Source organism: Ellagibacter sp., assembly GCF_048412355.1.
In the GTDB taxonomy this organism is placed as follows: domain Bacteria; phylum Actinomycetota; class Coriobacteriia; order Coriobacteriales; family Eggerthellaceae; genus Ellagibacter.
This window is the reverse complement of record NZ_DBFSAP010000035.1, coordinates 13,623-39,521: the sequence shown is the minus strand read 5'-3', so window position 1 is coordinate 39,521 and position 25,899 is coordinate 13,623. Positions and strand designations below refer to the sequence as shown.

Below are 25,899 nucleotides of genomic sequence, written 5' to 3'. Positions count from 1 at the left end.
CTACGAACGTGGTAACATTCATCATCATGAGAGCCCCTTCCATGAGTGCGGCGTGGCCGCCACGGTTGACTAGACACCTTCCATTGTCGGCCTAATCCACGGAAAGTCATGCAGCAGGGGCTCTCAATTTACTGTGTCCTGCTCATATCGTCTTCTCGGAAATCAGGGTGCGAGGGACAAAAAATGGCGATATGTGAGCCTCTGCGTTCGGGAGTGATTGCTCGCCATGCTTTCGGAGGTATCCCCCCAGGTCAGAATTTCTGGAAAGAAGCTAGCTATTCGATTCCACTCACATATCGCTGCTTTTTGTCCACGACGATGCGATTCCGAGTAAGAAGGCGTTCGCAGCAGGCGGTCGCAGGCGGCGGGATGGAGCAAAACCCTTAGTTGGTGATCAACTGGACGAGTTGTGCGACGTTTTCTTTCGCTCGATTACCGCTGGGAGAATTTGTGACCAGGCCTTTTGTTGCTACGGGGCTTCTAGGGCGCGTTCGCTTCGCGAAAAAGCGCTCCCGTTTGGCCTTCCGGGCGCGCACAACTCGTCCAGTTGACCACGAACTCGGCCTAGTGCTCGCGAGCTATCGTGGACATTTGTTGTCGATGGCGTGAATGCGCATATGATAGTAAATCAGTAGCATATAATTCGCAGAAATCACGGATCGGGTCAACATGTGGCGGATGAGGCTTGGCTGGTTCCGACTACTGGGACGGGCTGGTTCGACCGCTAAGAGGTGCCGACCCCGACCGCGAGGATTAGGCTGGTCCCGACTGCTCGGTGATAGGCTGAATCGGTGATGGCCAGTGGGTGGGTCGGTCGGTTCACGGGTTGATCAACCTCGACCCGTGGCAAGGCAAGCGATAGAGGGGGAGTTTATGATTCGAACGGTTATCCATATTGACGAGGACAAATGCACAGGTTGCGGCCTGTGCGCGAATGCGTGCCACGAAGGCGCGATCGGCATCGTCGATGGCAAGGCGAAGCTTTTGCGCGACGATTTTTGCGATGGCATGGGCGATTGCCTGCCCTCGTGTCCGACGGGCGCCATCACGTTTGTCGAACGCGAGGCGCTTCCCTATGATGAGGCGGCCGTGGTCGCAGCTCAGGCGGCGAAAGCTCACGCCGCGCATACGGGACAAGGCGGTTCCGGCGACCTTGGCGGGGGTTGCCCCGGTTCGCGCGCCCAAATGCTCCACGCTCCCGAAAAGACGCAGTCATCCTCCGAAGCCGAGGCACCAAGCCAGCTTGCCCAATGGCCGTGCCAGATAAAGCTCATGCCCCTGCAATCTCCTTACTACCAGGGAGCTGACCTGCTCATCGCCGCTGATTGCACGGCGTTTTCCTATGCATCGTTCCACGATCGCTACATGCGCGGTCGGGTCACGATCATCGGCTGCCCCAAACTCGATGCGGTCGATTACACCGAGAAGCTGTCGGCCATCATCGCGATGAACGACATTCGCTCGGTCACCGTTTGCCGCATGGAAGTGCCCTGTTGCGGCGGGCTGCAGCGCGCCGCGGAGAACGCGCTCGACGCCAGTGGCAAGAAGCTTCCCTTCGAGGTGGTTACCTTCTCCGTGCGTGGCGAGGTTCTCTAGAGGCACGCGTTAATTGGGAAAGCCGCAGCTGGCACGTGCTTGAATTCTCCCCCAGCGTATCCGTGAATTCGCCAGCGCCAATCTCGCATCGGAAGCAAGTCTCGTGCCGATAGCCTGCCTTGTGCTAGTGGCGTCTTGCGTCTGTTCGACGCCTGCCGCGCTGCGAGGCACGAGCCCGTGCTCGACCTGAGCGCTCGACCCGCTCAAGCCATGCGCGACCCGTGCGTTCGAATCCGCCTGCGAGCTATATGCTTCCCACTTTGCGCCCCGAGCTTGTTCGTTTTGACGGCTCGGGGCGTTTTTTCATTTCGCGTGATGAGGCGTGGTATCATCTGTGGAAATAGGCGTGCGAAAGACGGAGGTGGGCGCATTGCCGAATTCGCCCTTGCTGATGATGGCGATTTTGATCGTGATGGCAATTGCCGTCGTCGTGGTGATTGCGATGACGCTCAAGCTTAATCAGGAAGTTCGCAATCTGGCCGAAGATGTGGAAATCGATCGGCAGAATCTCGCCAAGCTGAACCATGAGGTGGGAAAACGTCTGGGGGCGCCGCGCCCTCGCGGGCAGCAGCGGCCATCGGGCGCCAGTATGCCTCCGCAAGGTCGGCCTCAGGCTGCTGCTCAGCAGGCGGCGCGATCGGCAGGCGGTTCCGTTCCCGTGGACGTAGAGGCTGTTTCTCACGGCTCTGCAGCGGGCGTACCGACTGATGCTGGTCAAGGGTACATTCCTGGAAGTTACCGTGTTCCGGTTCGTGGCGCCGAGGGCCCGTCGGCTGCGACGGCGTCTGCTCGTGAAACGGCTCGGGCGGAGGCGGCGCAAAGTTCTCGGGCAGCGCAAACGAAGCCGCGCCAGTCAACTCTTGCTGAGCGTCGGGCAGAGCGGAGAGCTCGTGCGGAGCGTCGCGCTGCCATGGCGGACTACACTCCGGCGCGCGCCGAGCGTCGGGCGAACATCGCTGTCCCTCGTGGCGAGGAAAAGGGCTCTTGGCCTGGTGAGACGGGGCCGCAATCGCGTGTGCGCGCTCAAGCAGCCGCAGCGAGAGAAACTTCTCCCCAAGCGTCACGCTCCACTCGCAATGCAGCCGCTCAAGCATATGATGCGCAGGGTGCGCCATCGCGGGCAAGCGGTTCCCGAGAGGTGTCAGCATCCCGTGTTTCGCCTGATGGTGCGAGTGCGGGCGAGGGAGCGCCCGTGAGAGGGCGCCATGGTGCCGAGGCGTCGAGGGTTGCTCAGCGTCAGCGCGCCGACCGCGAAGCTCAGCGCGCGGCCCTCGAGGCCCAGCGCCTCGTCGAGCAGCAGCGAGCGGCGCGGGCGCAGCGCGAAGAAGAGATCCGCCGTCGCGCCGAGCGTCAAGCCGCGCGGGCGATGGCAGAAAAAGAGCAAAACCCCCTTGCGCGCAGCAAAGAAGTGGAGTAACATAATCAACCGCTTCAATACCTGAGGCAGATGTGCGGGCGTGGCGGAATTGGCAGACGCGTACGGTTCAGGTCCGTATGGGGGCAACCCCATGAAGGTTCAAGTCCTTTCGCCCGCACCATTTTGAACACTCGCCAGCCTTTCTCGGCTGGCTTTTTTATTTCCTGCATTTTACTCAGATATAACGAGCATCCAACAAGGCTTTGACGTGCATGCGCGAACATGGTTGCATCTGCCGATGACGAATGACGGAAAGCGAACGCCATGCTCGTAGAGAAGAGAAGTGCCGAAACCCGAGAGGTCGTCGAGGCCGCAGAGCGCTTGCTCGCGGAAAGCGCGGCGCCTCGAAAAGCCGCAAGGGGCGTGAAGAGGATTTGCGAGCCTCCGCATTCCTCATGTGCTGCTCGCAACGGTCTGGGTGTCCTGGCTCATCGCGCGGCATGCGAAAGCCGCGAATCCGCAACGCCGCTCGTTCGCGTGCGCAAGTTCACCTTGCGTCTCGGTGCATTCACCTCGTTGGAGGACGTCTCTTTCGATATTGCGAAAGGCAAGGTCACGGCGCTTTGCGGCCCGCGAGGATGCGGTATCGCGGCCATGCTTGACGCACTGGGATGCACGCTTCCCGGCGCTCGGACTGTCGACATGGGCGGCTTGATCGAGCTTTGCGGACATGACGCTTACCGCACGCTCGGTGCCGATTGCACCCGCGAGAAGGTTGCCCGCGTGTTTTTCGGCGGCTCCTTCGAGCTGCAGAGCGTTCGCAACGCCATCGCATTTTCCATCCGCCAGAGAGGCGTTCACGACGATGCCGCGATTGCCGCCGAGATCGACCGCGTGCTGCGCTCGCTCGATGCGGAAAGGCGTTTGGGAGACCATCTCGATCGCGCAGTGAGCTCGCTCCCCGCACTTGAGAGGCGTCTTGTCGCTATCGCCCGCGCGCTTGCGAAGCGTCCCCTCGTACTGCTCGTCTCGGAACCTGCAACGGGACTTGACCAGGTGGATTCCTTTACAATGAGCCAGGCTTTGCAATCGGTTGCGCGCAAGACGGAATGTGCTGTGGTGCTCGCGACGTCTGACCCGCGCTTTGCGAGGGTTTGCGCTGATGAAGGCGTCGTCTTCGTGCAAGGCCGCACCGTTGAGGCCGGACCCCTTCCCCAGCTCAATTCCGCAAGCGCGGATTATCGGACGCGGGCGTTCTTCGAAGGTCGAATCGCATAACAGGTGCCCTTTCCTCATGCGGGGCGGAGTTTCGGATTCGCCCCGCTTTCCATCTTTACGCATCCATGACAAAGCTTCGACGCGCGCTTGACGCATTGGCGCGATGATGGATACACGTTACATAAGCAATGCGGCGCGCGCCGACGCGCGGGTCGTTGGACAGGATGCGTGCATGATTTACTACGTCGAAGATGACACAAACATTAGAGACCTTACCGTCTACGCTCTCAAGCAGGCAGGATTCGAAGCTGCCGGCTTCACATGCGGCCGCGATTTCTTCAAGGCCTGTGACGAGAAGTCGCCCGATTTGGTGCTGCTCGATATCATGCTCCCCGAAATGGACGGTCTTGAGATTCTCCGCGAGTTGCGCAGTCTGCCGTCGACGAAGAACATCCCTGTTATGATGCTCACAGCGAAAGGCACCGAATTCGACAAGGTGTGCGGGCTCGATGCGGGCGCCGACGATTACCTGGCGAAGCCGTTCGGCATGATGGAGCTGGTATCTCGCGTAAACGCGCTGCTGCGTCGCGCGCAGGCGCCGGCCGTGAGCGCCGACGACACGCTCGTTAACGGGCCGATCGAGCTGGTCTCGTCCGCCCATACGGTGAGCGTCGGGGGAAACCCCGTGGCACTGACGCTCAAGGAGTTCGACCTGCTGCGCGCGCTGATGCGCAGCGAGGGCAGGGTGCTTTCGCGCGGCAGATTGCTCGAGGACGTGTGGGGAGTGACTTACGTGGGTGAAACGCGCACGGTTGATGTGCATATTCAAACGCTGAGGCAGAAGCTCAACGCAGCCTCGTCGGGCGCCGATGAGCTCATCCGCACCGTTCGCGGCGTCGGGTACACGATGAAGGGCGCATCATGAGTCCGACCCATAACAACGTGAAAAGCCTGTCGAACCGCATCTTCCGCAGCGTGCTCACCTTCACGCTGATCGTCCTGTTCGTCTTCGGCACCGCTATGTCGGCGATCTTCTATACCACCTACGAGCGCGATGCGGAAGAGGGCCTTTCCTCCGCGGCGCAAAACGTTGCAACATCGCTGGGCAACCTCGACTCGCAGGCGTGCGAACAGGCCCTTTCGCAGCAGTTTTCCGATGCCTTCCGCTATACGCTTATCGATACGGATGGCACGGTGCTCTACGACAGCGTGGCTGATGCTTCGGCGATGGAAAACCACGCCGACCGCCCTGAGGTGCGCGAAGCCGACGAGCGTGGGCGCGGAGAGGTGTCCCGCTACTCGAGCACGCTTGGCACCGTGACGCTGTATTCTGCGGTGAAGCTCCAGAACGGGGACGTCGTGCGCTTGTCCGAGACGCGCGAGTCCCTGGTCGCGTTCTTTGGCGGCATGATGGGGCCGATCGCGCTTACGCTTCTCGTGGCGATTATGCTCGTGTTCCTGCTGTCGCAACGGCTGACGTCGCGCATTATGCAGCCGATTGATGCGCTTGACTTCGCCAACCCGCTCGAGAACGAGATCTACGAAGAAATGGACCCGCTACTCGAGCGAATCGACGACCAACAGCGACAGCTTCGCGAGCAGAACAAGGATCTCGCGCGCGCTGAGACGATGCGACGCGATTTCTCGAGCAACGTGAGCCACGAGATGAAGACGCCGCTTCAAGTAATCTCGGGGTATGCCGAGCTCATGAGGAACGACATGGTCGATCCCGCTGACCGCCAGAAGTTCGCGGGGCTCATCTACGACGAGGCGCAGTCGATGCGCGCGCTGATCGACGAGGTGCTGACGCTCTCGCGTCTCGATGAAACGTCCTTCGATGGCGAGTCCGCGACGCTTATCGATATGCTGGAAGCCTCCAAGCGAGTGGCGGGGCGGCTTTCGAGCTTTGCTCACGACCGCGGCGTGTCGGTTGAGGTGAGCGGAGACTCGGCGTGCATCGCCGGCTCCGAGACGCTGGTCGAGGAGATGCTGTATAACCTGGTCGAGAATGGGATTCGCTACAACCATGAAGGTGGAAGCGTGAGCGTTTCGATTCGGCTGGAGCTTCCCACTTCGGCGGAGCAGGCCGACGATATCCGTGCGCTGCCTGCGGGGGAGCGCGGCCGCATGCGAGCCGTCGTGCGCGTGAGCGACACTGGTCCGGGCATCCCAGAGGACAAGCAGGAGAAAATTTTCGAGCGCTTTTATCGCTTGGAGAAAAGCCGTTCGAAGGAGACCGGCGGCACGGGACTTGGGCTTGCGATCGTCAAGCATGCCGTGATGTACCACAAGGGCAGCGTTCGGGTGGAAAGCGAAGAGGGCAAAGGTACCGTGTTCATCCTGAGGATACCTACGGCCTAGATTGGGGTGCCTTGAAACGGCACGCTCTTTCTTCATCAAACTATGGAACCCGCGGCATGTCAAGACTTTAATTGAACGCCATCGTCCTTATACTGAAGGTAGGTTCCGCTCCCGCAGTCATACATGCGGTGGACCGACGTTTTATATGCAGGGAGCTCAAGATAGCCTGTGGAACGGAGATTCGCGTCCGTTGATGCGAAAGCCGGAAAGCTGGCTGCGAGCACCCACCTTTCGAGGTGGGTTCACCCTGGACTTGTCGGGGGCGGAGCTTTTTTGCGCTCTAGGGGCGGTTGCCCGGTTTGGCGCGTGCCCATAGAGAGTTAGTTTCTCAGCCTTGAACGAGAAAGGGCCCCGCAGTGCGAGGCCCTTCGTTGATTCTAGTTGCTGCTACTCGAGTTGTTTCCCGATCCGCCATTGCTGGATCCGCCGCCCGACGTGCCGCCCGAAGAAGAGGGGCCAGTCGAGATGACCAGGTGCACCGTCTTGCCTGGCTCGAGCGAACTGCCGCCGTCGGGGGTTTGGCTGATGACGTTGCCTTGCTTGACCGAATCGCTGCTCTGGTACTCGGTGGATACCCTGAACCCAGCGTTGTCGAGCGTGGTTTGCGCGCTGCCCTCGGATTTGCCGACCACATTGGGCACCTCGGAGGACTTCTTGCCGGAGCTCACCGTGATGGAGACGGTGCTGCCTTTCTCGAGGCTCTCGTCGGAAGTCGGCGACTGGCGAATAACGTTGCCCTGCTTGACGTCGGAGCTTGCCTCCTCGGAAACGGACACCTCGAAGCCGGCGTTCTTCAGTGCGGCCATCGCATCGCTTTGCGACTTGCCGACCACGTTGGGCACCGCGACCTTTTCGGAACCGAGCGAGAGCACGTAGGTGATAACGGAGCCCTTCGCTGCCTTGTCGCCCGCCTTCAAATCCTGCGAGGAGATCTTGCCCTTCTCGACTTTGTCGTCGTAGGCGGGCGTGCCCGCCTTCATCGTGAGGCCCACCTTGTCGCAAAGCTGTTGTGCCTCATCAGGCGTCTTGTTCGTCAAATCGGGCACAGTGACCTGCTCGGTGCCTTGCGAGATGTTCAGGTTGATCTTCGTTCCCGCGGGCTTCTTCGTTCCCGCTGCGGGGTCCTGGCTCACAACGCTGCCCGCCGCGACGCTGTCGTCGTGTACGGCGTTGGTGGTGCCCACTTCGAAGCCGGCCTTCTCGATGATCGTCGTTGCCTCCTCAAGCGTCTTGCCCTTCACGTTGGGCACGGGGTCGCCCGATGCGAAGACGCCGGAGAAGACGAGTGCGGCGATGGCGATGACGGCGATGGCTGCCACGATGGCCACGATGAGCCCCGTCTTCTTGCCGCCCTTGTCCTCGGGCATGTTCGGAGTGTTGGCTCCGTGGTAGTTCGTTTGGCCGCTGTGGGTCACGGGCTTCACGGGTTGGGGCATGACCATCGTGCTGTCGGCGCCTGCCGCGCCGCCCTCGATGGGACTCATCACGCGGGTCTGCGCGCTCGTGAATCCGCCCGGCACCGCGGCGCCCGCAAGCTTCACGGGGCGGCCCGCCAAGAAGTCGTTCAGCGCGAGGCGCATGTCGTTCGCAGTGGCAAAGCGGTCTGCGGGGTTTTTCTGCATGGCCTTCGCGATGATGCTCTCAAGGCCCGGGTCGATGTCGGGGTTGAAGTCGGAGGGCAGCGGCGGCTCCTCGTTGACCTGCTTCATGGCGACGCTGATGGCGTCGGGGCCGTCGAAGGGGAGCTTGCCCGTCGCGGCCTCGAAGAGCACCACGCCAAGCGAGTAGATGTCGCTTGCGGCGGTGAGCTCCTTGCCCTGCGCCTGCTCGGGCGAGATGTAGTGCGCCGTGCCGAGAACGGTGGACGTCTTGGCGTTCACCGAGTTTTTCGCGCGCGCGATGCCGAAGTCCATCACCTTCACGTTGCCGTCGGGCTGGACCATGATGTTTTGCGGCTTGATGTCGCGGTGGATGATGTCCTGGTTGTGGGCGACGGAGAGCGCCTGGCACACCTGCGAGCCGATTTCGGCGACCTTGCGCTGGTTGAGCGCGCCTCGCTGCACGATGCCGGTCTTGAGGTCGGTGCCGCGGATGTACTCCATGACGATGAAGTACGTGCCGTCGTCCTGGCCCCAGTCGTAAACGTTCACGATGTAGGGGCTTTGCAGGTTGGCGGCCGACGCGGCCTCCTGGCGGAAGCGCTGCGCGAACGCGGCGTCCGATGCGTATTGGGGCAGCATCACCTTTACGGCAACGCGGCGCCCGAGGACGTTGTCCTGAGCCTGGTACACCTCGGCCATGCCGCCGATCCCGATGCGCTCGGTGATCTGGTACCTGTTGTTGAAGATTCTGCCTGTCATCGCTGCGCTAGACACGTTTGCTCCTTAAACTTCCCTGCTGTGCTGCGTCTTTGTTTCATTTATGCCGGTTCGTATTAGCATACCAAATTATAAATCGCCTTGTACTTCCAACGCCGTTTTCATCACATCTCGAGCCTTAGCAGCGGCGTATTCGCTGGATTGCCCCTTTTCGATCACGATCGCCACGACGACGTTGCAGTTTTCCGACGGCGTCATGCCGACAAACCACACGTCGTTGTACCCGTCGTGCTCGGCCGTGCCCGTCTTGCCCGCTACGGTCACGCCGCTGATTTGGGCGGAAGTGCCGGTACCGTTGTTCACGACGCCCTCGAGCACAGTGCGCACGCGGCTTGCCGTGTCGGCGCTCACCGCTTGCGAGAGCTTCTTCGGGGTGGCCGTGTAGCCGCGCTTGCCGTCGGCGTTGTAGATGCCGTCGACCAGGTAGGGCTGCATGATCGCGCCGTCGTTGGCGATGCCGCAGCCGGCGAGCGCCATCTCGAGCACGGTGGCCTGGGGGCCTGCGGGGCTCGGATGGTTGGCGGTCTTGCTCTCGCCGACGGGCTCGCCCGCCGCCGCCCAAGCGGTCTCCCACGTGGTCATGTCCTTCGCGTCGGGCATGACCGAGGTCGCGAGGGGCAGATCGAAGTCGATGTCCATGTTGAAGCCGAAGAGCTTCGCGTAGTTCACGAGGTTCTCCGCGCCGATCTGCACGCCGAGCTGGCCGAAGACGACGTTGGAGGAAAGCTCGGTCGCGCGTGCGAGCGAAATCGTGCCGTAGTCGTGCTTCTTGAAGTTGGTGACGGCGGCGTTGCCGATATCCATCGACGAGGGTGACTCGAACATGGTGCTCTCGGTGGCGATGCCTTCCTGCAGCGCGCAGGCGAGCGAGATGATCTTGAACGTGGAACCTGGCGCGTAGAGTGCCTGCGTCGCGCGGTTGTACAGCTCGCTCGAGCTTGTGGAATTCGCTCCCGAGCTTGCGGCGTCGGCTATCACCTGGTCGATGTTGGTGGCGTCGTAAGTCGGGGCCGAGGCCATCGCGAGCACGGCGCCCGTCTTCGGGTCCATGACCACGCAGGCGCCCGAATCGTTGGCCAGCGCATCTTGCGCCGCCTGCTGAATCTGCGAGTTGATGGAGAGCGTGACGTCGTTGCCAGGGGTGCCCACGCCCGAAAGCGAGTTCACGACATCGGTGATCGACGCGAAGTTCTTCTCGCCCTTGAGCGTGTCGTTGTAGCTGGCCTCGATGCCGCTCGTTCCGTACTTCGACGAGGTGTAACCCACCACGTGGCTTGCGAGGTCGCCCGCCGGGTAGACGCGCGAGTACGTGCCGTCGTCGTTCTTGACGCTCTGCGCGAGGATGGTCCCGTCGTAGGTGGAAATGGTGCCGCGCTCGGTTTTCGACTCACGCGCCATGGTGTGGTTGTTTGCCGCCATGTTCTGGTAGTCGCTCGCCTGCACGACCATGATCAGCGTGAGGTTCGCCACGAGCGCCGCGAACATGAGCGAGAACACGATCATGGTGTGCGTGAGGCGCTTGCCGAGCGAGACGCGCCCGAGCACGCTGTTCGCGCTGATGATGGTCGTGGTGTTCATGATCTCGGAAGACGAGCCCGTGCCCTCGTCGCCGCAGCGCAACAGGAATCCGACGATGATGAACGCGGCGAGCAGCGATGAGCCGCCTTGGCTGACGAAGGGGAGCGTGATGCCGGTGAGGGGGATGAGCCTGGTGACGCCGCCGACGATGATGAACGCCTGGAGCACGATGATCGAGGTGAGGCCCGCGCCGATAAGCGAGCTCACGTCCGATTTCGCGCGCGCTGCGGTCACGAAGCCGCGAATCGCGAAGCACAGGTACAAAAGCAGCAGGCCCGCCGCGCCCAAAAGCCCCGTCTCCTCGCCGATGGCCGCGAAGATGAAGTCGCTTTCCACGACCGGGATGCGGGTGATGCCGTTGCCGCCGCCCGCCATGCCGCGCCCGATTCCCGTGCCGAACAGGTCGCCGTCGGCAAGCGAGTAGATGGTTTGCACGAGCTGGTAGCCGGTGTTCTGCGCGTCGGCGAAGGGGTTGAGCCAGGTGGCGACGCGTGTTTGCACGTGGTCGAAGGCGAAGTAGGCTCCCACGCCGCCGATGGCAACGAGGCCCAAGCCGATGACCAGGTAGAACTTCTTTCCCGTGGCAACGTAGAGCATGACCAGGAATACGAGGAAGAACACGAGTGCGCTGCCGAGGTCCTTCTCGAACACGACGATGAGCATTGCCACGCCCCACATGAGGAGCAGCGGCAGGAGCGTGCGGATGTCGGGCAGGCGGAACGGGCCCACGTGCCAGGTGAACACTGAGAGCATCTCGCGGTTCTGCGCAAGGTAGCCGGCAAGGAAGAGCACGATGATGATCTTCGCGATTTCGCCTGGTTGGAAGGAGAATCCGCCCACATGCAACCAGATGCGGCTGCCGTAGATTTCCTGGCCGATGCCGGGAATCATCGGCGAGAGCAAAAGGATGACGCCGACGATGGCGAGCGTGTACTTGTAGTTGGCGAGCCGGTCGGGATTTCGTAGGAAGGCCATGGCCGCAATCATGAGCACGACGCCCAAGAACAGCCAGACGACCTGGTTGATGGCCATGTTTGGGCTGTCGGAGAAGGGCGCTACGCGCGTGATGAAAGCGATGCCGATGCCCGAGAGCGCGAACGAGATCGGCAGGATGGCGGGGTCGGCTTCGGGGGCGAGTATGCGCGTGGCGATATGGGCCACGACGAAGGCGCCGAAGATGCCAATCGGTACGCCGAGGGTCTGCATGTCGAGCGCTTGCCCCTCGTTGATTGCGAGCATCGCGAACATCAAGATGACGAGCGGCGACGCGATGAGCAGCAAGATGAGCTCTATGTTACGCCTCGTCATGCGGCATCACCGCTTCCCGATGTGCTGGGGGATGTGTCGTCGTTTTGCGTCTTCTCGCTTGAGGCGGTGCTTGCGGTGGCGGAAGCGCTTTGCCCCGAGGATTTCGAGTCGTCGGATTGCGCCTCGTCGCGCGTGCGGTCCCGCTCGTCCTCGGTCTGCTTCTTGTTCAAAACTTCCTGTTCGTATTCGGCAACGAGGCTTTCGGCAGCCTCAACGTTGTCGCAGGTGATGGAGTTCTCCGCCAGGCGATTGGCAAGGCCTGGCTGCAGGTCGTCCACGTCGATGTCGGTCGTCTTCTCGAGCGTTGAGAAACTCATCCCCGCGAACTCGCCGGGAACTCCGCGGTAAATCGCGACTTTCCCCTGGTCAATGCCGAGATATGCCGCGGTGTTGATCCAGTAGTTCAGCCCGTATGCCGCACCGCCCACAATCGCCGCGAGCAGGACGAGGACGAATGCAACGGTGATCTTCGTTTTGCGCGCCACTTTGCGGCGACGCTTCTCGGCAAAGCCCTTCACGTCGACCACGATGACGGTCACGTTGTCATGGCCGCCGGCGGCGATTGCCTCGTTTACCAGCTGCGATGCGCAGCGCTGCGGGTCTGAGACGCGATTTAAGATCGCTTCGATGTCCTGGTCGAGCACCATGCCCGAAAGCCCGTCCGAGCACAAAAGCAGGCGGTCGCCAGCGTCGACGTTGATCTCGTAGAGGTCGGCCACGGTGCGCGGGTCGCTGCCGAGCGCGCGCGTGATGACCGAGCGCTGCGGGTGGACGCGCGCTTCTTCGGGGGTGAGCTGCCCGGCCTCGATGAGGTCGGCCATAAGCGAGTGGTCGCGCGTGAGCTGCTGGATCTTCCCTTTGTGGAGCAGATACGCTCGCGAGTCGCCCACCTGCGCGATGACGAGGCGCTCGCCTTCGAGCATGGCGGCGGTGCAGGTGGTGCCCATGCCCTCGCGACCGCGCCCTTCGTGCGCCGCCTTCAGGATCGCGTGGTTCGCGGCCTGGACGGCGCGCCCGAGCTCGTTCGCGTCGGGATGCTCCGGCGCCCGCTCGGCGATGACGTTGACGGCGATTTCGGATGCAACCTCGCCTGCGGCGTGGCCGCCCATGCCGTCTGCCACTACGAACAGCGGCGGCGCCACGACGAGCGAGTCCTCGTTGTGGTCGCGCACGCAGCCGACGTCGGTTCTGCTGCCGAACGTCGCCGAAGACGCTCGGCGCCCGCGCCCGCTCGGGCGGTGCCCCCTCGAGGGGCGTTCCCCGCGTGCTGCGCGATGCGGGTCGTGATTGAATGATTGTTCGTTCTGAACTGGCATTATGCGAACCTAACGCGGATGGCGACGTCGCCGATGTTCACGACGTCGTTGTTCTTCAGGGCTACGGGCCCGGCGATGAGCTTGCCGTTGACGGCGGTTCCGTTGGTTGAGCCGAGGTCTTCGATGAACAGGTTCTGCCCCATGGGATTAAAGCATGCGTGACGTGCGGAAACGTATCCGGCTCCGATCACGATGTCGGCGCCGGGCGTGCGGCCGACCACAACCGGCCCGCGCACTGCGATGGAGACACCGCGAAGCTCCTTCGGGCCGCGCTCGATCGACAGGTTCCACGAGCGCTCCTTCTTGCGCTGTCCGCGGACGAGTCCCACGCCGGTTTTCATGATGGCGAACAGGAACAGGTACAGAAGCGCCACGAACAACAGGCGCGCGATGAGCAATACGGTGTCGATCACGATGTGCCTTTCGCGTTATCCGATCACGAATTGAAGGTTGGTGGTTCCCATGACGATGCGCTCGCCGCCCTGCAGCACCTGCGAGGTGATCTGGCGGCCGTTCACGAGCGTGCCGTTCGTGGAGCCGAGGTCGGTGAGAACCCACACGCCCGGCTGCTCGAAGCGCAGCTCAGCGTGCGTGCGGCTCGCGTTGATGTCGGGGATGACGATGTCGCAGTTGGACTCGCGGCCGATGAGCTGGCGCGCGGAGGAAAGCGGGAACGTCTTGCCGTGCGTCGTGTCGATGAGCGCGGCTCCGCCTTTCTGGGCGCGAGGCTGCTCGCGGCGCGCTGCTTCCTGCGGGAAGACTATGGTCTGGGGTGCTCCCTGCGCTGCGGCACCCGCGATTGCGGCGCCTGCGCCGGCGAAGGATTCCCCTCGGTTCATCGGGGGTTCTGCCCAGCCAGGTTCTTCCTGCGACTCGAAGGGCTGGTCGTCGTCGTAGTTGTCGTAATCGTCGTAGCCGTCATAGCCATCGTAGTCGTCGTAGTCGGAATAGCCGTCGTCTTCGGCGTAGTCGTCGTATGCGGGCTGATCGTAGCCGCCGGCGTACGGGGCGGCCTGCGGCTGAGGGGCATATCCGCCAGCGGGGGCGCCGTAGCGGTTGGTCGCCGGCGCGGCGCCGATGCCGTAGCGCGCCATCTCCTCGGCGCGGAGCTGCGCGATGAGGGGTGCGGCGACGGGCTCTGCCACCACGTCGAACTTGCCGTGGCGAAGGCCCTCGTCGACGATGAAGCGCACGAGCGGCTGCCCGTCCATGAGAAGTCCCTCTTCGGCCGCCTTTGCGGAAAGGTAGGTCTCGGTCTCGCCCGCGAGGGTGGGGTAGTAGCCGAACAGGCGTTCGTCGTCGTCGGCGTTCACGAGCACGGTGTAGAGCGTCGGAGCGTATTGCTTTCCTGCGCCGACCATCTTGTTGCGGCGCATCTGCTTTTCCGCCTTCTTGGCAATCTGCACGGGCGACAACGGCGAGTTCGCCATTTTGTCGGCTGCGCCCTCGAACGTGTCTTCCATTTTGCCTTCGAATTTGGACAGGAAGCCCATCTCATCTCCTTCGCGCGGTGTTTTCGAAGTCTCCATGTTGCCACAAAGCGGGCAAGAGGGCTCAAGCTTTACCGAATTGTCACTCAATCAGCGGATTCGCGTCGGGAAAACGCAGGGGAAGGGGAAGGCGATGGGGCGGGTGCGCGACGGCGGCGTGGGAAGGGCGCGCAGGGGGAACGGGAAGGCGGGCGGGCGTGCGGTTCTCGACGGGCGACTCGCTTCGGTATCCTCGCTTCGCGCATGCTGTGGCACGGGCGCCCGGTATCGATATAATTGGCGGCAACAAGTTTCCCGAAAGGATTGCCCATGACGCGCATCTACTCGTATTCCCAGCCCATCGATTCCGACATCGTCGACGGGTTCTGCCTTTTGCAGAAGGGCTTCACCGACCAGTTCGTCTACTACGACAAGCAAAGCGCGAACCGCTACATGGGCTTGGGACGCTGCATCGCGTTATCGCAGATGGACGACGTGGAATACGAAATCGAGGGGCCCATCGATCAGCCGCCCGTGTTCTTCTCGTTCAATCGCTTCGACGCGGAGAACCCCAAGGCGACCGACGAGCTCTTCGAAGCGTTCCCGCGCCTTCGGTTCATGCTGCCCGAAGTGGTGCTTGTGGAAAACGAGCGCGGGCGCATGTTGCAAGTGAACAGCCTCTCCCCCGTGTATCCGGGCCGCATCGCGCGTTTCGCGCGCCAGGCGGCAGGCGCTCCGCGCCGCGAGCGTGTAACGGTGCCGTTTACGTTGGAGCGCGACTCTCGCGAGCAGTGGCGATCGGAAGTGGACGCCGCGCTTTCGGCGATTCGTTCGGGGCGCGTTGGCAAGGTGGTGCTCTCGCGCAGGCAGAGGCTTCGCGCCGAGCATCCGTTCTCCTCGAAGGATTTGCTGGTCAACTTGATAGACGGCGACGCGCGCGGCACGGTGGTGCTCTACCGCTACGCCGACGTGTTCTTCTGCGGCTGCACGCCCGAGCTGCTCGTTCGCAAGCGCGGCCAGCAGCTCGAGAGCATGTGCCTGGCGGGGACGTGCCCTGCTTCCGAAGACCCTGATCGCGCTCGCGAGCTGGCAAGCGAGCTTATGGCGGACGAGAAGAACCGCGCCGAGCACGAGCACGTCGTCCACTTCATGCGCGAGGTCCTGGGGCGCATCTGTCACGACGTGCGCATCCCGTGCGATCCGCAGATCCTCTCGCTGCGCCACGTGCAGCATCTTCACACCCCGGTGAGCGCGAAGGTGCTCGAAGGCGTGAATCTGCCCGAGCTCGTGGGCGATCTGCATCCCACGCCTGCGGTGGCGGGCACGCCTGTTGGTGAGGCGAAGATGCTCATCCGCCAGATCGAGTCGTACAACCGCGGATTCTTCGCCGGCGCGTGCGGCTACATCGACGGCGCAGGTGACGGTGCATTTTCGGTCGGTCTTCGCACGGGCGTGTTCGATGGGGAAGGCGGCTGGGTGTACGCCGGGTGCGGCATCGTCGAGGGCAGCGTTGCCGACGACGAGTTCGACGAGATCGACATGAAGCTCAAGACCATCTTGAGCGCGTTCGGGGAATAGGGAGGGTTGCGGTCGTCTTCCTTGCGGCGAGAACTTGCCGAGCATGTGCCAACAATCAGACACAAAATAGAATAGCCTATTAACAGAATAATCAATATAACGCAATTCCGTTCTCCACCTGGGAATCTTCTCGTCACGTGTCTCACAATCGTCCCTATTTCGAGATATTCCCGTTTGTGTAATTCTGCATATTTGTCTATATTTCGGGAGTAGCATTATTCGAAGGGGACGATGTGCCGAAGCTCGAGGGAACAGATACGGGGAGAAGAATCTCCCTGCGCGAAGATTTCGTCATCATGGCTCTTGCCGTGATTTTGGTTGTCATCACGTCGGTCTCGCTTATGCTCGGCAAATTCCCTATCGAGCCTCATGAGGCCATTTGCATGCTGCTTGGCCAGGTGTTTCCCATCGACCAGTTTTGGACGAACCAGCAGCAGACGCTGTTCTTCAACGTCCGTCTGCCGCGTATCCTGCTTGCGCTTATGGTGGGCTGCTGCCTTGCGGCCGCGGGTGCGGCGTTCCAGGGAACCTTCCAAAACCCGCTCGTGTCGCCCGATATCCTGGGCGCGTCCCAAGGCGCGGCGCTTGGAGCCGCGATCGCCATCCTTTTGGGGGCGAGCGCGTTCGCCACAAGCCTGTTCGCGTTCTGCTTCGCTATCGCGACGGTGTTCCTCGTGCTGCTCATATCGAGCCGGGCGAAGGGGAACCGCATCCTTGTCGTGGTGCTCGCAGGCGTTATGGTGAGCTCACTGTTCCAGGCGGGCGTCTCGTTCACCAAATTGATCGCAGACCCCACCGATCAGCTTCCCGCAATTACGTATTGGCTGATGGGAAGCTTGACGAGCGCCAAGATGTCCGACGTTACGCTAGTCGCTGCCCCGATGATCATCGGGTGCGTCGTGCTGTTCGCCATGCGCTGGCGCATCAACATTCTTACCATGGGCGACGACGAGGCCGCCACGATGGGCGTGAACGCCAAGCGGATGCGCGTCGTCGTTCTGCTTGCGGCCACCCTTGTCACTGCGTCGAGCGTGGCGGTGTCGGGCATGGTGGGCTGGGTCGGCCTGGTCATTCCGCATCTGTGCCGTATGCTCGTGGGTTGCGACTATCGCAAGCTTTTGCCAGCGAGCATGCTTATGGGCGCGAGCTTCCTTCTGCTTGTGGACGACATCGCGCGCCTTGTGGCAACGTCCGAGATTCCCATCGGCATCCTGACCGCGTTCGTCGGCGCGCCATTCTTCCTCTATCTCATCACGAGGGAGCGTAAGATTTGAGTATAGATATCGAACATGTGAGCTTCTCTTACGGGAAGCATCAGGTGCTGCGCGACGTGAATGCGAGCATTCCGGACGGCGTGCTCGTGAACGTGCTTGGGCCCAACGGCGTGGGCAAGTCGACGTTGTTTCGCTGCATCCTGTGCCTGAACAGCGATTACGAGGGAGTCATTCGCGTAAACGGCAAGGACTTGCGCGATCTTTCGGTGCGCGAGCGCGCGCGAGAGATTTCCTATATCCCCCAAACCCACGCCCCTGTGTACAACTACAAGGTGCGCGACGTCGTGCTCATGAGCACGGGCGCCGACGTGGGAATATTCGGGACGCCTGGCCGCGAGCAGGTCGAGCGGGCGGAACAAGCGCTTGAGCGCATCGGCATCGGGCATTTGGCGGACCGCATGTACACCCACATTTCCGGCGGAGAGCAGCAGCTCGTTCTGATTGCCCGCGCGCTTGCCCAGAACGCGAAGACGATCGTGATGGACGAGCCTACGAGCGCGCTCGATTACGGCAACACCGTGCGCGTGCTGTCGTGCGTGAAGCAGCTTGCGCGCGAGGGTCTTTCCATCGTGCAGTCAACTCATCAGCCTGACCAGGCGTTTCTCTTTGCTGATAAGACGCTCGTGGTGTACGACGGCACCGTTGAGGCGTACGGCGACCCGAAGGATGTGATCACCGCCGAGTTGGTGGGGCGCATCTACGGTGTGGAAGTCGAGGTCAACTCACTATATGGCGACAAGGTGCGCGTATGCGTGCCTACAAGCGAAATCAGGGAAGAATAGGATTGTAGGAGGAAGAATGGAGATGACGAAGAAGCGCGGCATCGGATTCGCAATCGCGGCGACTGCGATGGCGCTCGCGCTCGCCTTCTCGCTTGCCGGATGTTCCGGTGGACAGAAGGAGTCAAGCGACCAGAAAAGCGATGCGCAGGCCGAGGCGCCGGCAACGCGCACCTTCACGGATTCGCTCGGACGGGAAGTGGAGCTTCCCGCGCAGATCGATCGCGTGGCGGCTTCCGGCCCGCTCGCACAGAACGTGCTTTTGACGATCGCTCCCGAGAAGATGGTCGGCCTTGCAACTAAAATCGCGGACGATCAGGCAAAATACCTGGGTAGCGAATATGCGTCGCTCGATGTTTTCGGTCAGATTTATGGTGGCAAGGGCGACTTCAACAAGGAAGCCGTTGCCGCAGCCGATCCGCAGGTCGTGATCGACGTGGGCGAGGCGAAAGACGGAATGAAGGACGATCTCGACACGCTGCAGGACCAGATCGGCATCCCCGTTGTCCACATCGCGTCGTCGCTTGACTCCTACGACAAGGCTTACACAATGCTCGGCGAGCTTCTGGGCACGACTGACCGCGCGAAGGAACTTGCGGATTACTGCAAGAAGGCATATGACGAGACAACTTCGGTGATGGCGAGCATTCCCGAATCGGAGCGCGCGAACGTGCTTTACTGCGTGGGCGACTCCGGCCTCAACATCATCGCGAAGGGCGCTTACCAGGGAGGCGTCGTCGACATGTGCGCCAACAATATCGGTGTCGTCGAGAAGGCGACCGGTTCGGGCACGGGCAACGAGGTCAGCTTCGAGCAGATCGCCAACTGGAACCCCGGTGTCATCCTGTTCGCCACGAACGGCAAGGATGCGGGAGACTTCTACGAGGCCGCCGGTACCGATCCGACGTGGGCTTCCCTCGAGGCTATCAAGAGCGGGTCGTACTATCAGGTACCGAAGACGCCCTACAACTGGCTGTCGAGCCCGCCGTCGGTGAACCAGGTGCTCGGCATGCAGTGGCTGCCCCGCGTGCTTTACCCGGGCAAGTTCTCCACGAGCGTGACCGACGTGGCGAAGGATTACTACAAGACGTTCTACGGTTACGACCTTACCGATGCGGACATTTCCGAGCTGATGGCTCACGCAGTTCCGACGAAGTAGGTTGCGAGCTGCTCCTTGCGAGCGGTGATGTTCGGGCCCGAGCGCTTTGCCGCCTCGGGCCCGTCTTATGTTGTGGGGAAACGTGGAATGCGATGGGCGCGCTTGAGATGCGCGGCGGATGCGCCTTGCATTCGGCGGGGTCTTGCGTGCGTCCTCATCCGGCGGGGTCGCGCGTGCGTCCTCATCCGGCGGGGTCGCGCGGCGCACGTGGCGGGCGCGGTCCCGCGCTTAGCTGGTCGCCTTGAACGCGCGGCGGATTGCCTCTTCCGCATCTTGCGTGGGACTTACGAGCGCTGGGTCGCCCCATGCGGGCGCGAACCGTTCGCGCGCCAGGTCGACCAGCACGTCGCGCACCACGATGAGCGCGTGGGGGAAGGCGGGGTTGGGACCCTCGTCGAGCAGGGCGAGCGCGCTTGTGAGCCCCTGGTTTCGTATGAGCTCGAGACGCCCGAGCTCGTCGACGACGAGCAGGCTTTGGCGTCCGTTGTGGTGGGTGCGGGCGGCGATGCGGTCGAAATGGGCGTTTACCTGCGCTATCGCATCGTCGGAGATTTCCCATCCCAGCTGCATCTGCGCGCTTTGGCTGTTCGGGTCGAACATTCCCTCGGCCTGCGCAAGGTCGCGCCTGCGGGCAAAGGTGATGCACTCACCTTGCGGCAGGAGCAGGTTGTCGATTCCGAGCTTCTCGAACCCGTTGGCGTCGCCGTGTTCTGAGGGTACCCAAACGCCGGGCGCCACGACGCCCGCGCAGGGGATGCCGTCGGCAGCGAGCTTTCGACACGTGCTCTTAAGCCAGCGCGTCTTGCCTATCTGGGTATCACCTGTCAGTATGAAAAGCACGCCGGCCTCCTCGTGTTTCCTTTTACGTCGTCGTTGGCGAAAGTATACTTCTTCAAGGTCAATCATCGGCATGCTCCGCGAAAAAATGCGGTCGCGGGGCTGTTGCGTGCGGGCGCTTTCGGGCTCGGGCGAAGGAAGGTAATGCGAGATGGCAGAGACATCTTCGGTACAGCAGGCTACGGCGCTCGTCGTTTCGGCGTTTTTCGACGAGCTTGCACGTTGGGGTGTTCGCGAGGTGGTGGTAAGCCCAGGTTCGCGCTCAACGGCGCTCGCCATGTGCGCGTACGAGCTCGGCAGGCGCGAGCCCGAGCGCATGACTGTTTATGTGGACATCGACGAGCGAAGCGCCTCGTTCTTCGCGTTGGGGTTGGCGAAGGCGTCGGGCCGCCCCGTGGCGCTTGTGTGCACCTCGGGTACGGCGCTCGCGAACTACTACCCCGCGGTGCTCGAGGCTGAGACCTCGCGCGTGCCGCTGATCGTGCTTTCGGGGGACAGGCCGCCTCACCTGCAGGGACTTGGCGCGCCGCAAACGTGCGACCAGGTGAAAGCCTACAGCGACCACGTGCGCCGCTTCATCCAGATGCCTCTTGCGGAGGACTCGCCCCGCGCGGTCGCCTTCGCGCGCCAGGTTGCTCGCGAGCTTGTCCTGGGCGCGCTTCCCGGGGGATGTCTCCCCCTCGAAGGCGATGCTGTCGCCTCGCGCGCGTGCTCGCGCATGGCGGGCCCCGTGCACGCCAACTTCCCCTTCGACGAGCCGCTGAAACCTGACTTTTCCACGCCCAGGGTCTTCTCTGCCGGGCGCAGCGCGCTTGATGGCGCGGGTGGCTTGGCGGGGGCGGCGGGCGTTGTCGGGCCCGAGGTCGCTGCGGTAAGCCGCCTTTCGGCAGCGGCGTGCGATCAGGCGAAGGCCCTTATTTGCGGGCGTCGCGCGCTGGTGCTTGCGGGCGAGGGCACTTGCGAGAGCTTGGAAGAGGCGCGCGAGGTGGCGGCGTGGGCGAAGGCGTACGGCTTGCCGCTTCTGGCTGACCCGCTTTCGGGACTGCGCTCGCTTGGCGACGAGGCGGTCATCGACAACTACGACAATGTGCTCGGGCACGACGATTTCCCCGTACCGGAGGTGGTCATCCGCTTCGGGCGTTACCCCGTATCGAAGCGCTGCGTGCAGAAGCTTGCCGCGGCGCGTCCCATTGAGATTGTCGTAGACGCAGGTGAAACCCGCGATTTCAACGCGATGACCGACCTGTTCGTCGCTTGCTCGCCGATTGATTTCGTGCGATCCTTGCTGGCGTGCGATTGCGACGCGCAGGCGAGCGCGGGCTTCCTTTCCGCGTGGCGCGAGGCGAACGCGGCCGAACGGGCGCGCATCCTTTCGGTGGAGGAAGATTCGCAGGAGAGGGCGACGGGCAACGCTGCCGACGGGGCCGAGGTTGCAGGAGGCGCCGAGCCCGAGTCCGCTGCCGTCGCTCTTCGTCCCGAAGGCGCGTACGTGCGCGAGATTCTGAAGGCGGCACCTGCGGGGTCGTGCTTGTTCTCCGCGAACTCGATGGCGATTCGCGCGATTGACACCTTCTACGTGAAAGGCGACAAGCCGCTTGCCGTGCTGTGCAACCGAGGGCTCAACGGCATCGACGGCACGGTGTCGACCGCCCTTGGCGTCGCGCAGCATTTCGAGCAGACAACCTTCCTCACTGGGGATTTCACGCTGCAGCATGACTTGGGCGGGCTTGCGCTCCAGCGCGAAACCGCCCAGGTTGCGGCCGAGCACGGCAAGCCTGCTCCGAGCATCGTCGTGGTGCTGTTGAACAATAACGGCGGCGGCATCTTCGAGATGCTCCCGCAGGCGTCAGATGAGCCGTACTTCGCGCGCCTGTTCTCGGCGCCGCAGGACGTCGATTTCTCCCACGCGGCGGCGGCCTTCAACGTGCCTTATCGCAAAGTGGGCACTCCGAGCGAGTTTTCGCAGGTCTACGGGGAGATGCTCGGGACGCCGGGCATAAGCCTCATCGAGGTGAAGCTGCCGCTTTCTGGCCTCAAGGCCCGCTATCGAGCGTACCAATAGGGTTGCGATCTGGGAAGGGCTCGCTCGCAACTGCGCTTCGCTCCAATCGGCTGGCGGCCCAGGCGAGGCTCTTCGGCAACGCCCAGTCGCTCAAACAGTCCTCGCTTCGCTGCGGAACTCGCTTTGTGGGCGCCGCCGAAGAGCCCCTCCCGCGGCTCGGCATGCCGCCTGCAAAGCGAATTCCATGGTGTCGCGGCACGAGGTCGTCTTTCATGGCTGAGAGCTTCTGGGGTGCCCCCCTCCCGAGACTCGCCGCGCCTTCCGTTATTCGTTTTCCCAAGCGGCGCGCAGGGCTGCGATCTCCTCGCCCCATCCCGAGAGCTTGTCGTTCGGGGTCTCCAGATAGAAGGGCAAATCGCGCAGCGCGGGGTGCTTCGTCACTGCCGAGAGCGCCTCGAAGCCGATGTGCCCCTCCCCGATGCGGGCATGGCGGTCCTTGTGCGCGCCGCAGGGGTTCAGGCTGTCGTTCAGGTGGATGGCGCGCAACCTGTCAAGCCCGATGACCTGGTCGAACTCGTCGATAACGCCGTCAAGATCGTTCGCGATGTCGTACCCAGCGTCCCATATGTGGCAGGTGTCAAGGCAAACTCCCACGTGGTCGGACAGTTTCACGCCATCGATGATGCGCGCGATTTCCTCGAACGTGCGTCCGACTTCGCTTCCTTTTCCCGCCATCGTCTCGAGCAAAAGCGTGGTCGTCTGGTCGGTGCGCAACACCTCGTTGAGCGCGTCGACGATCATTTCGATGCCGGTGTCGGCGCCTTGCCCTGTATGGCTTCCCGGATGCATGTTGTAAAGCTGACCAGGCGTTTCTTCCATTCGCACGAGGTCGTCCGCCAGCGTTGCACGCGCAAACTCGCGCGTTTCGGGAGTCTTCGAGCACGGGTTGAGCGTATAGGGCGCGTGCGCCAGGATGCGCGTGATGCCATGTGCCGCGGCGAACTCGTGGAACGCGGTCATGTCGGCGGGATCGATTGCCTTCGCCTTGCCCCCGCGCGGGTTGCGCGTGAAGAACTGGAACGTGTTCGCGTCAATCGAGACGGCGTCTTTCGCCATCGCCAAAAAGCCCTTCGCGACCGATAAATGACATCCGATGGTGAGCATGTGCGTCCTTTCTCCTGTTTCGACGACATTTTAGCTCGATGTGCGTAGGTTTTACCGCGGCTTGCCCGCTCGCTGCCGATACGTGGGCGAGTGCTTCCCTATAGTGCCAGTTCAGATGGGTGTGGCTTTTCCGTCCCTTTCGCTTTCGGTCGCCCTCTCGCTAAAACCTACGCACATCGAGCTAAAATATTTCAGAGACGCGGTGCAATCGATCGAATCGCCGCATCGGGACAAAAGAGGGGCGTCGAAGGTGGCAAACGAGGTTCTGAAGAAGGGCGGCGAGGTGGCGAGCGAGGTTTCGGGAGATACGCGCAGCTTCGATTTCGAGGGCATGCGCTTTGGCGTGAAGGCGTGGCGTGCTTCGGCGTCGGGCGCGAGGGAAGGCGGCTCCCCGGCGGTCCCGATCGTACTCGTTCACGGCTTCGCGCAACAGGCTTCTACCTGGGATGATACGGCGCAGTTGCTCGCAGATGCGGGTGCTGAGTGCTTCGGCTTCAAGCTTGCAGGGCATGGGGCGGGCGCCTGCTCCGCTGGCGGCGACCCCGCGGAGCGCCCTGGCTTCTTCGACCTGTGCTTCCAGGCGCGAGCGCTCCTTGCTTTTTGTAGGATCGTTGCGCGCGACGCAGGTGTGGCGCCCGTTCTGGTTGGGTACTCCATGGGCGGGCGCGTGGCGCTTCAAGCGGCGTGCCTTGCTGCGGGCGACCTGCGGGACGGCGACCAGCTCAACCGCACTGCGCTCAGAAGCTCCGCAGCCTTCGCTCTATGCGATCGAACTCGCCGCCTTGACGTGGCTGGCGCTTGCCAACGGGATGTGGCAGCGAATGCGGCGCGGATGTCCGCCGCCGCTCCCTTCTCCGCCCTCGTGCTTGAGAGCGCGGGCACGGGGCCTGTCGACGATGCCGCGCGCGAAGCGTTGCGTGAGCGCAATTTCGCCTGGGCGGCGCGCGTGCGAGGCGAAGGGGTGTCCGCTTTCATGGACTGGTGGGCGGGTCTGCCCTTGTTCGAAAGCCAGCAGCATCTTCCTGCTGACCAGCAAGAACGACTTCGGGCGGGACGCCTTGCCAATGACAAGGAATCGCTCGCGCTCTCCTTCGAGCGCGCAGGTGCCCACGCGATGCCCTCGCAGGGCGAGTCGATTCGCGCGCTTTGCGAGCTGGCTGCGAAGGGCATTCCCGTAAGCTACCTGGCGGGGGAGCTCGACGCGAAATATTGCAAGGTCGCCTCCACCCTTCAGACAGAATCCCAGGGCGCAGTTTCGTGCCGCGTTGTTCCCGCTGCTGGGCACAACATCCACCTCGAGCAGTCCGAGGCGTTCAACGCGATCCTTGGAGAAGTGGTCGAATCGTGCACTCCCAAACCCGCGGCCCCATGACATACCTCGTCGCGGTATGATATAGAAACTTGCGAAACAGGAATCATTCGAAGCGAAAACGCAGAATCAAACATTGTCAATCGCCGGCATGGCGTCGTTTTCCCCTGAGTGAGAAATCGGCGTCGTGAAGCCGATGCCTCCGTTGCGGGGCGCGCCAACTATTTTTGCGTCCTGCAACGAATCAACGATATGCCACGAAAGGACAGCTATGGATGACGTAGCTTGGAAATCCGCCAAGCAATATCGCGAAATCAAGTACGAAACCGCTGATGGGATTGCAAAAATCACCATCAATCGCCCCGAGCGGCGCAACGCGTTCACCCCGCTCACCGTGACCGAGATGTACGACGCGTTCTCCGTGGCGCGCGATGACGCGTCGATCGGCGTCATCATCTTGACCGGCGCGAACCACGGCGGTCGCCACGAAGACGAGGCGTTCTGCTCGGGCGGCGACCAGAAGATCCGCGGCAACGGTGGCTACGTGGGCGAGGACAACATCCCTCGCTTGAACGTGCTCGACCTGCAGCATCTGATCCGCGTGGTGCCCAAGCCGGTCATCGCCATGGTGAACGGCTACGCTATCGGCGGCGGGCACGTGCTGCATCTGCTGTGCGATTTGTCCATCGCTGCCGAAACTGCCAAGTTCGGCCAGACGGGCCCCAAGGTCGGCAGCTTCGACGCTGGCTACGGCGCGGGGTACCTGGCAAACGTCGTGGGTCAGAAGAAGGCGCGCGAGATTTGGTATCTCTGCCGCCAGTACTCCGCCGCGGAGGCGCTCGAGATGGGGCTGGTCAACAAGGTCGTTCCCTTCGAGGAGCTCGAGGCCGAATGCGTGTCGTGGGCGCGCGAGATGCTGCAGTTCTCGCCGACGGCGCTGCGCTTCATGAAGGCGAGCTTCAACGCGGCAACCGATGGGCTTGCGGGCATCCAGCAGCTTGCCGGCGACGCTACGCTTTTGTACTACACCACCGACGAGGCGAAGGAGGGCCGCGACGCGTTCAAGGAGAAGCGGGCGCCCGACTTCACTCAGTACCCTAAGTTTCCCTAAAGCCAAGCGACCCGATGCCCTGTGTGTCGGGTCGCTTCCCATTTCCTTTGCCCGCCCAAGTCGCTGATGCGGCGTCCGAAGAGAACAGTGGTCCGAACTCGCGAT

19 protein-coding genes, 1 tRNA gene and 1 other RNA gene are annotated in these 25,899 nt (G+C 62.5%); 13 read left to right on the top strand and 8 right to left on the bottom strand.

From position 1 onward, the window contains the following. The first annotated feature begins 873 nt into the window (after nucleotides 1–873). Nucleotides 874–1,596 carry an ATP-binding protein gene (locus tag ACMRQN_RS04440; RefSeq protein WP_418733981.1) on the top strand — a complete coding sequence of 241 codons (723 nt, stop codon included), beginning with the start codon at nucleotides 874–876 and terminating at the stop codon, nucleotides 1,594–1,596. Between the two features lie 1,141 nt (nucleotides 1,597–2,737). On the opposite strand, the gene ACMRQN_RS04435 is transcribed toward ACMRQN_RS04440, so the two are convergent. Further along, nucleotides 2,738–2,980, bottom strand: a complete 243-nt coding sequence (locus tag ACMRQN_RS04435; RefSeq protein WP_418733980.1) for a hypothetical protein — start codon at nucleotides 2,978–2,980, stop codon at nucleotides 2,738–2,740. Nucleotides 2,981–3,047: 67 nt separating this feature from the next. Here ACMRQN_RS04435 and ACMRQN_RS04430 point away from each other — a divergent pair. From ACMRQN_RS04430 to ssrS, 5 genes are all read left to right on the top strand, one after another. Beyond that, a tRNA-Leu gene (locus tag ACMRQN_RS04430) sits at nucleotides 3,048–3,134 on the top strand. A 143-nt stretch (nucleotides 3,135–3,277) separates the two neighbouring features. Further along, nucleotides 3,278–4,231, top strand: a complete 954-nt coding sequence (locus ACMRQN_RS04425) for an ATP-binding cassette domain-containing protein (RefSeq protein WP_418733979.1) — start codon at nucleotides 3,278–3,280, stop codon at nucleotides 4,229–4,231. Between the two features lie 172 nt (nucleotides 4,232–4,403). Continuing rightward, nucleotides 4,404–5,096: a response regulator transcription factor gene (locus tag ACMRQN_RS04420; protein ID WP_418733978.1), complete on the top strand. Its 693-nt coding sequence runs from the start codon at nucleotides 4,404–4,406 to the stop codon at nucleotides 5,094–5,096. Beyond that, a complete protein-coding gene (locus ACMRQN_RS04415; RefSeq protein WP_418733977.1) occupies nucleotides 5,093–6,532 on the top strand; it encodes an ATP-binding protein in 1,440 nt (479 codons plus the stop codon). The genes ACMRQN_RS04420 and ACMRQN_RS04415 overlap by 4 nt, the downstream gene beginning before the upstream one ends. A gap of 99 nt (nucleotides 6,533–6,631) precedes the next feature. Then, nucleotides 6,632–6,805: non-coding RNA, 6S RNA (gene ssrS / locus ACMRQN_RS04410), on the top strand. Between the two features lie 104 nt (nucleotides 6,806–6,909). Here ssrS and pknB read toward each other — a convergent pair. The 5 genes from pknB to ACMRQN_RS04385 all read right to left on the bottom strand — a co-directional run bounded on the left by pknB (nucleotide 6,910) and on the right by ACMRQN_RS04385 (nucleotide 14,605). Next, nucleotides 6,910–8,907, bottom strand: a complete 1,998-nt coding sequence (gene pknB, locus ACMRQN_RS04405; protein WP_418733976.1) for a Stk1 family PASTA domain-containing Ser/Thr kinase — start codon at nucleotides 8,905–8,907, stop codon at nucleotides 6,910–6,912. 72 nt (nucleotides 8,908–8,979) lie between these two features. Beyond that, a complete protein-coding gene (locus ACMRQN_RS04400; RefSeq protein WP_418733975.1) occupies nucleotides 8,980–11,796 on the bottom strand; it encodes an FtsW/RodA/SpoVE family cell cycle protein in 2,817 nt (938 codons plus the stop codon). After that, entirely contained in the window at nucleotides 11,793–13,112 is a 1,320-nt protein-coding gene (locus ACMRQN_RS04395; protein ID WP_418733974.1) for a Stp1/IreP family PP2C-type Ser/Thr phosphatase, read from the bottom strand. Before ACMRQN_RS04395 ends, ACMRQN_RS04400 begins: the two co-directional genes overlap by 4 nt. After that, nucleotides 13,112–13,525 carry an FHA domain-containing protein gene (locus tag ACMRQN_RS04390; protein ID WP_158050157.1) on the bottom strand — a complete coding sequence of 138 codons (414 nt, stop codon included), beginning with the start codon at nucleotides 13,523–13,525 and terminating at the stop codon, nucleotides 13,112–13,114. The genes ACMRQN_RS04395 and ACMRQN_RS04390 overlap by 1 nt, the downstream gene beginning before the upstream one ends. Before the next feature lie 15 nt (nucleotides 13,526–13,540). After that, nucleotides 13,541–14,605: an FhaA domain-containing protein gene (locus tag ACMRQN_RS04385; protein ID WP_418733973.1), complete on the bottom strand. Its 1,065-nt coding sequence runs from the start codon at nucleotides 14,603–14,605 to the stop codon at nucleotides 13,541–13,543. A 306-nt stretch (nucleotides 14,606–14,911) separates the two neighbouring features. On the opposite strand from ACMRQN_RS04385, the gene ACMRQN_RS04380 reads away from it, so the two are divergent. The 4 genes from ACMRQN_RS04380 (at nucleotide 14,912) to ACMRQN_RS04365 (ending at nucleotide 19,371) form a co-directional block, all read left to right on the top strand. Beyond that, nucleotides 14,912–16,159, top strand: a complete 1,248-nt coding sequence (locus ACMRQN_RS04380; RefSeq protein WP_418733972.1) for an isochorismate synthase — start codon at nucleotides 14,912–14,914, stop codon at nucleotides 16,157–16,159. A 233-nt stretch (nucleotides 16,160–16,392) separates the two neighbouring features. Continuing rightward, complete coding sequence (locus ACMRQN_RS04375; RefSeq protein ID WP_246155873.1) at nucleotides 16,393–17,433, top strand: FecCD family ABC transporter permease; 1,041 nt, start codon at nucleotides 16,393–16,395, stop codon at nucleotides 17,431–17,433. Then, a complete protein-coding gene (locus ACMRQN_RS04370) occupies nucleotides 17,430–18,215 on the top strand; it encodes an ABC transporter ATP-binding protein (RefSeq protein WP_158050159.1) in 786 nt (261 codons plus the stop codon). The genes ACMRQN_RS04375 and ACMRQN_RS04370 overlap by 4 nt, the downstream gene beginning before the upstream one ends. Nucleotides 18,216–18,231: 16 nt before the next feature. Then, nucleotides 18,232–19,371 carry an ABC transporter substrate-binding protein gene (locus ACMRQN_RS04365; RefSeq protein WP_418733971.1) on the top strand — a complete coding sequence of 380 codons (1,140 nt, stop codon included), beginning with the start codon at nucleotides 18,232–18,234 and terminating at the stop codon, nucleotides 19,369–19,371. Nucleotides 19,372–19,599: 228 nt separating this feature from the next. On the opposite strand, the gene ACMRQN_RS04360 is transcribed toward ACMRQN_RS04365, so the two are convergent. Then, the gene (locus tag ACMRQN_RS04360; RefSeq protein ID WP_418733970.1) at nucleotides 19,600–20,211 is read right to left on the bottom strand and encodes a hypothetical protein; all 612 of its coding nucleotides are present in this window, start codon (nucleotides 20,209–20,211) and stop codon (nucleotides 19,600–19,602) included. A 148-nt stretch (nucleotides 20,212–20,359) separates the two neighbouring features. On the opposite strand from ACMRQN_RS04360, the gene menD reads away from it, so the two are divergent. Further along, the gene (menD, locus tag ACMRQN_RS04355; RefSeq protein ID WP_418733969.1) at nucleotides 20,360–22,270 is read left to right on the top strand and encodes a 2-succinyl-5-enolpyruvyl-6-hydroxy-3-cyclohexene-1-carboxylic-acid synthase; all 1,911 of its coding nucleotides are present in this window, start codon (nucleotides 20,360–20,362) and stop codon (nucleotides 22,268–22,270) included. A gap of 264 nt (nucleotides 22,271–22,534) precedes the next feature. Here the strand turns inward: menD and ACMRQN_RS04350 are convergent, their stop codons facing one another. Beyond that, nucleotides 22,535–23,374, bottom strand: a complete 840-nt coding sequence (locus tag ACMRQN_RS04350) for a deoxyribonuclease IV (protein WP_418733968.1) — start codon at nucleotides 23,372–23,374, stop codon at nucleotides 22,535–22,537. Nucleotides 23,375–23,624: 250 nt separating this feature from the next. Here ACMRQN_RS04350 and ACMRQN_RS04345 point away from each other — a divergent pair, with 250 nt between their 5' ends. Beyond that, complete coding sequence (locus ACMRQN_RS04345) at nucleotides 23,625–24,746, top strand: alpha/beta fold hydrolase (protein WP_418733967.1); 1,122 nt, start codon at nucleotides 23,625–23,627, stop codon at nucleotides 24,744–24,746. 208 nt (nucleotides 24,747–24,954) lie between these two features. Further along, entirely contained in the window at nucleotides 24,955–25,794 is an 840-nt protein-coding gene (gene menB / locus ACMRQN_RS04340; protein WP_158049558.1) for a 1,4-dihydroxy-2-naphthoyl-CoA synthase, read from the top strand. Nucleotides 25,795–25,899 lie beyond the last annotated feature (105 nt).

What these genes read in the sequence shown, in the direction of transcription:
- ACMRQN_RS04440 (WP_418733981.1), top strand. Translation starts at nt 874, where the DNA reads ATGATTCGAACGGTTATCCATATTGACGAGGACAAATGCACAGGTTGC.
- ACMRQN_RS04425 (WP_418733979.1), top strand. Translation starts at nt 3,278, where the DNA reads ATGCTCGTAGAGAAGAGAAGTGCCGAAACCCGAGAGGTCGTCGAGGCC.
- ACMRQN_RS04420 (WP_418733978.1), top strand. Translation starts at nt 4,404, where the DNA reads ATGATTTACTACGTCGAAGATGACACAAACATTAGAGACCTTACCGTC.
- ACMRQN_RS04415 (WP_418733977.1), top strand. Translation starts at nt 5,093, where the DNA reads ATGAGTCCGACCCATAACAACGTGAAAAGCCTGTCGAACCGCATCTTC.
- ACMRQN_RS04400 (WP_418733975.1), bottom strand. Translation starts at nt 11,796, where the DNA reads ATGACGAGGCGTAACATAGAGCTCATCTTGCTGCTCATCGCGTCGCCG.
- ACMRQN_RS04395 (WP_418733974.1), bottom strand. Translation starts at nt 13,112, where the DNA reads ATGCCAGTTCAGAACGAACAATCATTCAATCACGACCCGCATCGCGCA.
- ACMRQN_RS04385 (WP_418733973.1), bottom strand. Translation starts at nt 14,605, where the DNA reads ATGGGCTTCCTGTCCAAATTCGAAGGCAAAATGGAAGACACGTTCGAG.
- ACMRQN_RS04380 (WP_418733972.1), top strand. Translation starts at nt 14,912, where the DNA reads ATGACGCGCATCTACTCGTATTCCCAGCCCATCGATTCCGACATCGTC.
- ACMRQN_RS04365 (WP_418733971.1), top strand. Translation starts at nt 18,232, where the DNA reads ATGGAGATGACGAAGAAGCGCGGCATCGGATTCGCAATCGCGGCGACT.
- menD (WP_418733969.1), top strand. Translation starts at nt 20,360, where the DNA reads ATGGCAGAGACATCTTCGGTACAGCAGGCTACGGCGCTCGTCGTTTCG.
- ACMRQN_RS04350 (WP_418733968.1), bottom strand. Translation starts at nt 23,374, where the DNA reads ATGCTCACCATCGGATGTCATTTATCGGTCGCGAAGGGCTTTTTGGCG.
- menB (WP_158049558.1), top strand. Translation starts at nt 24,955, where the DNA reads ATGGATGACGTAGCTTGGAAATCCGCCAAGCAATATCGCGAAATCAAG.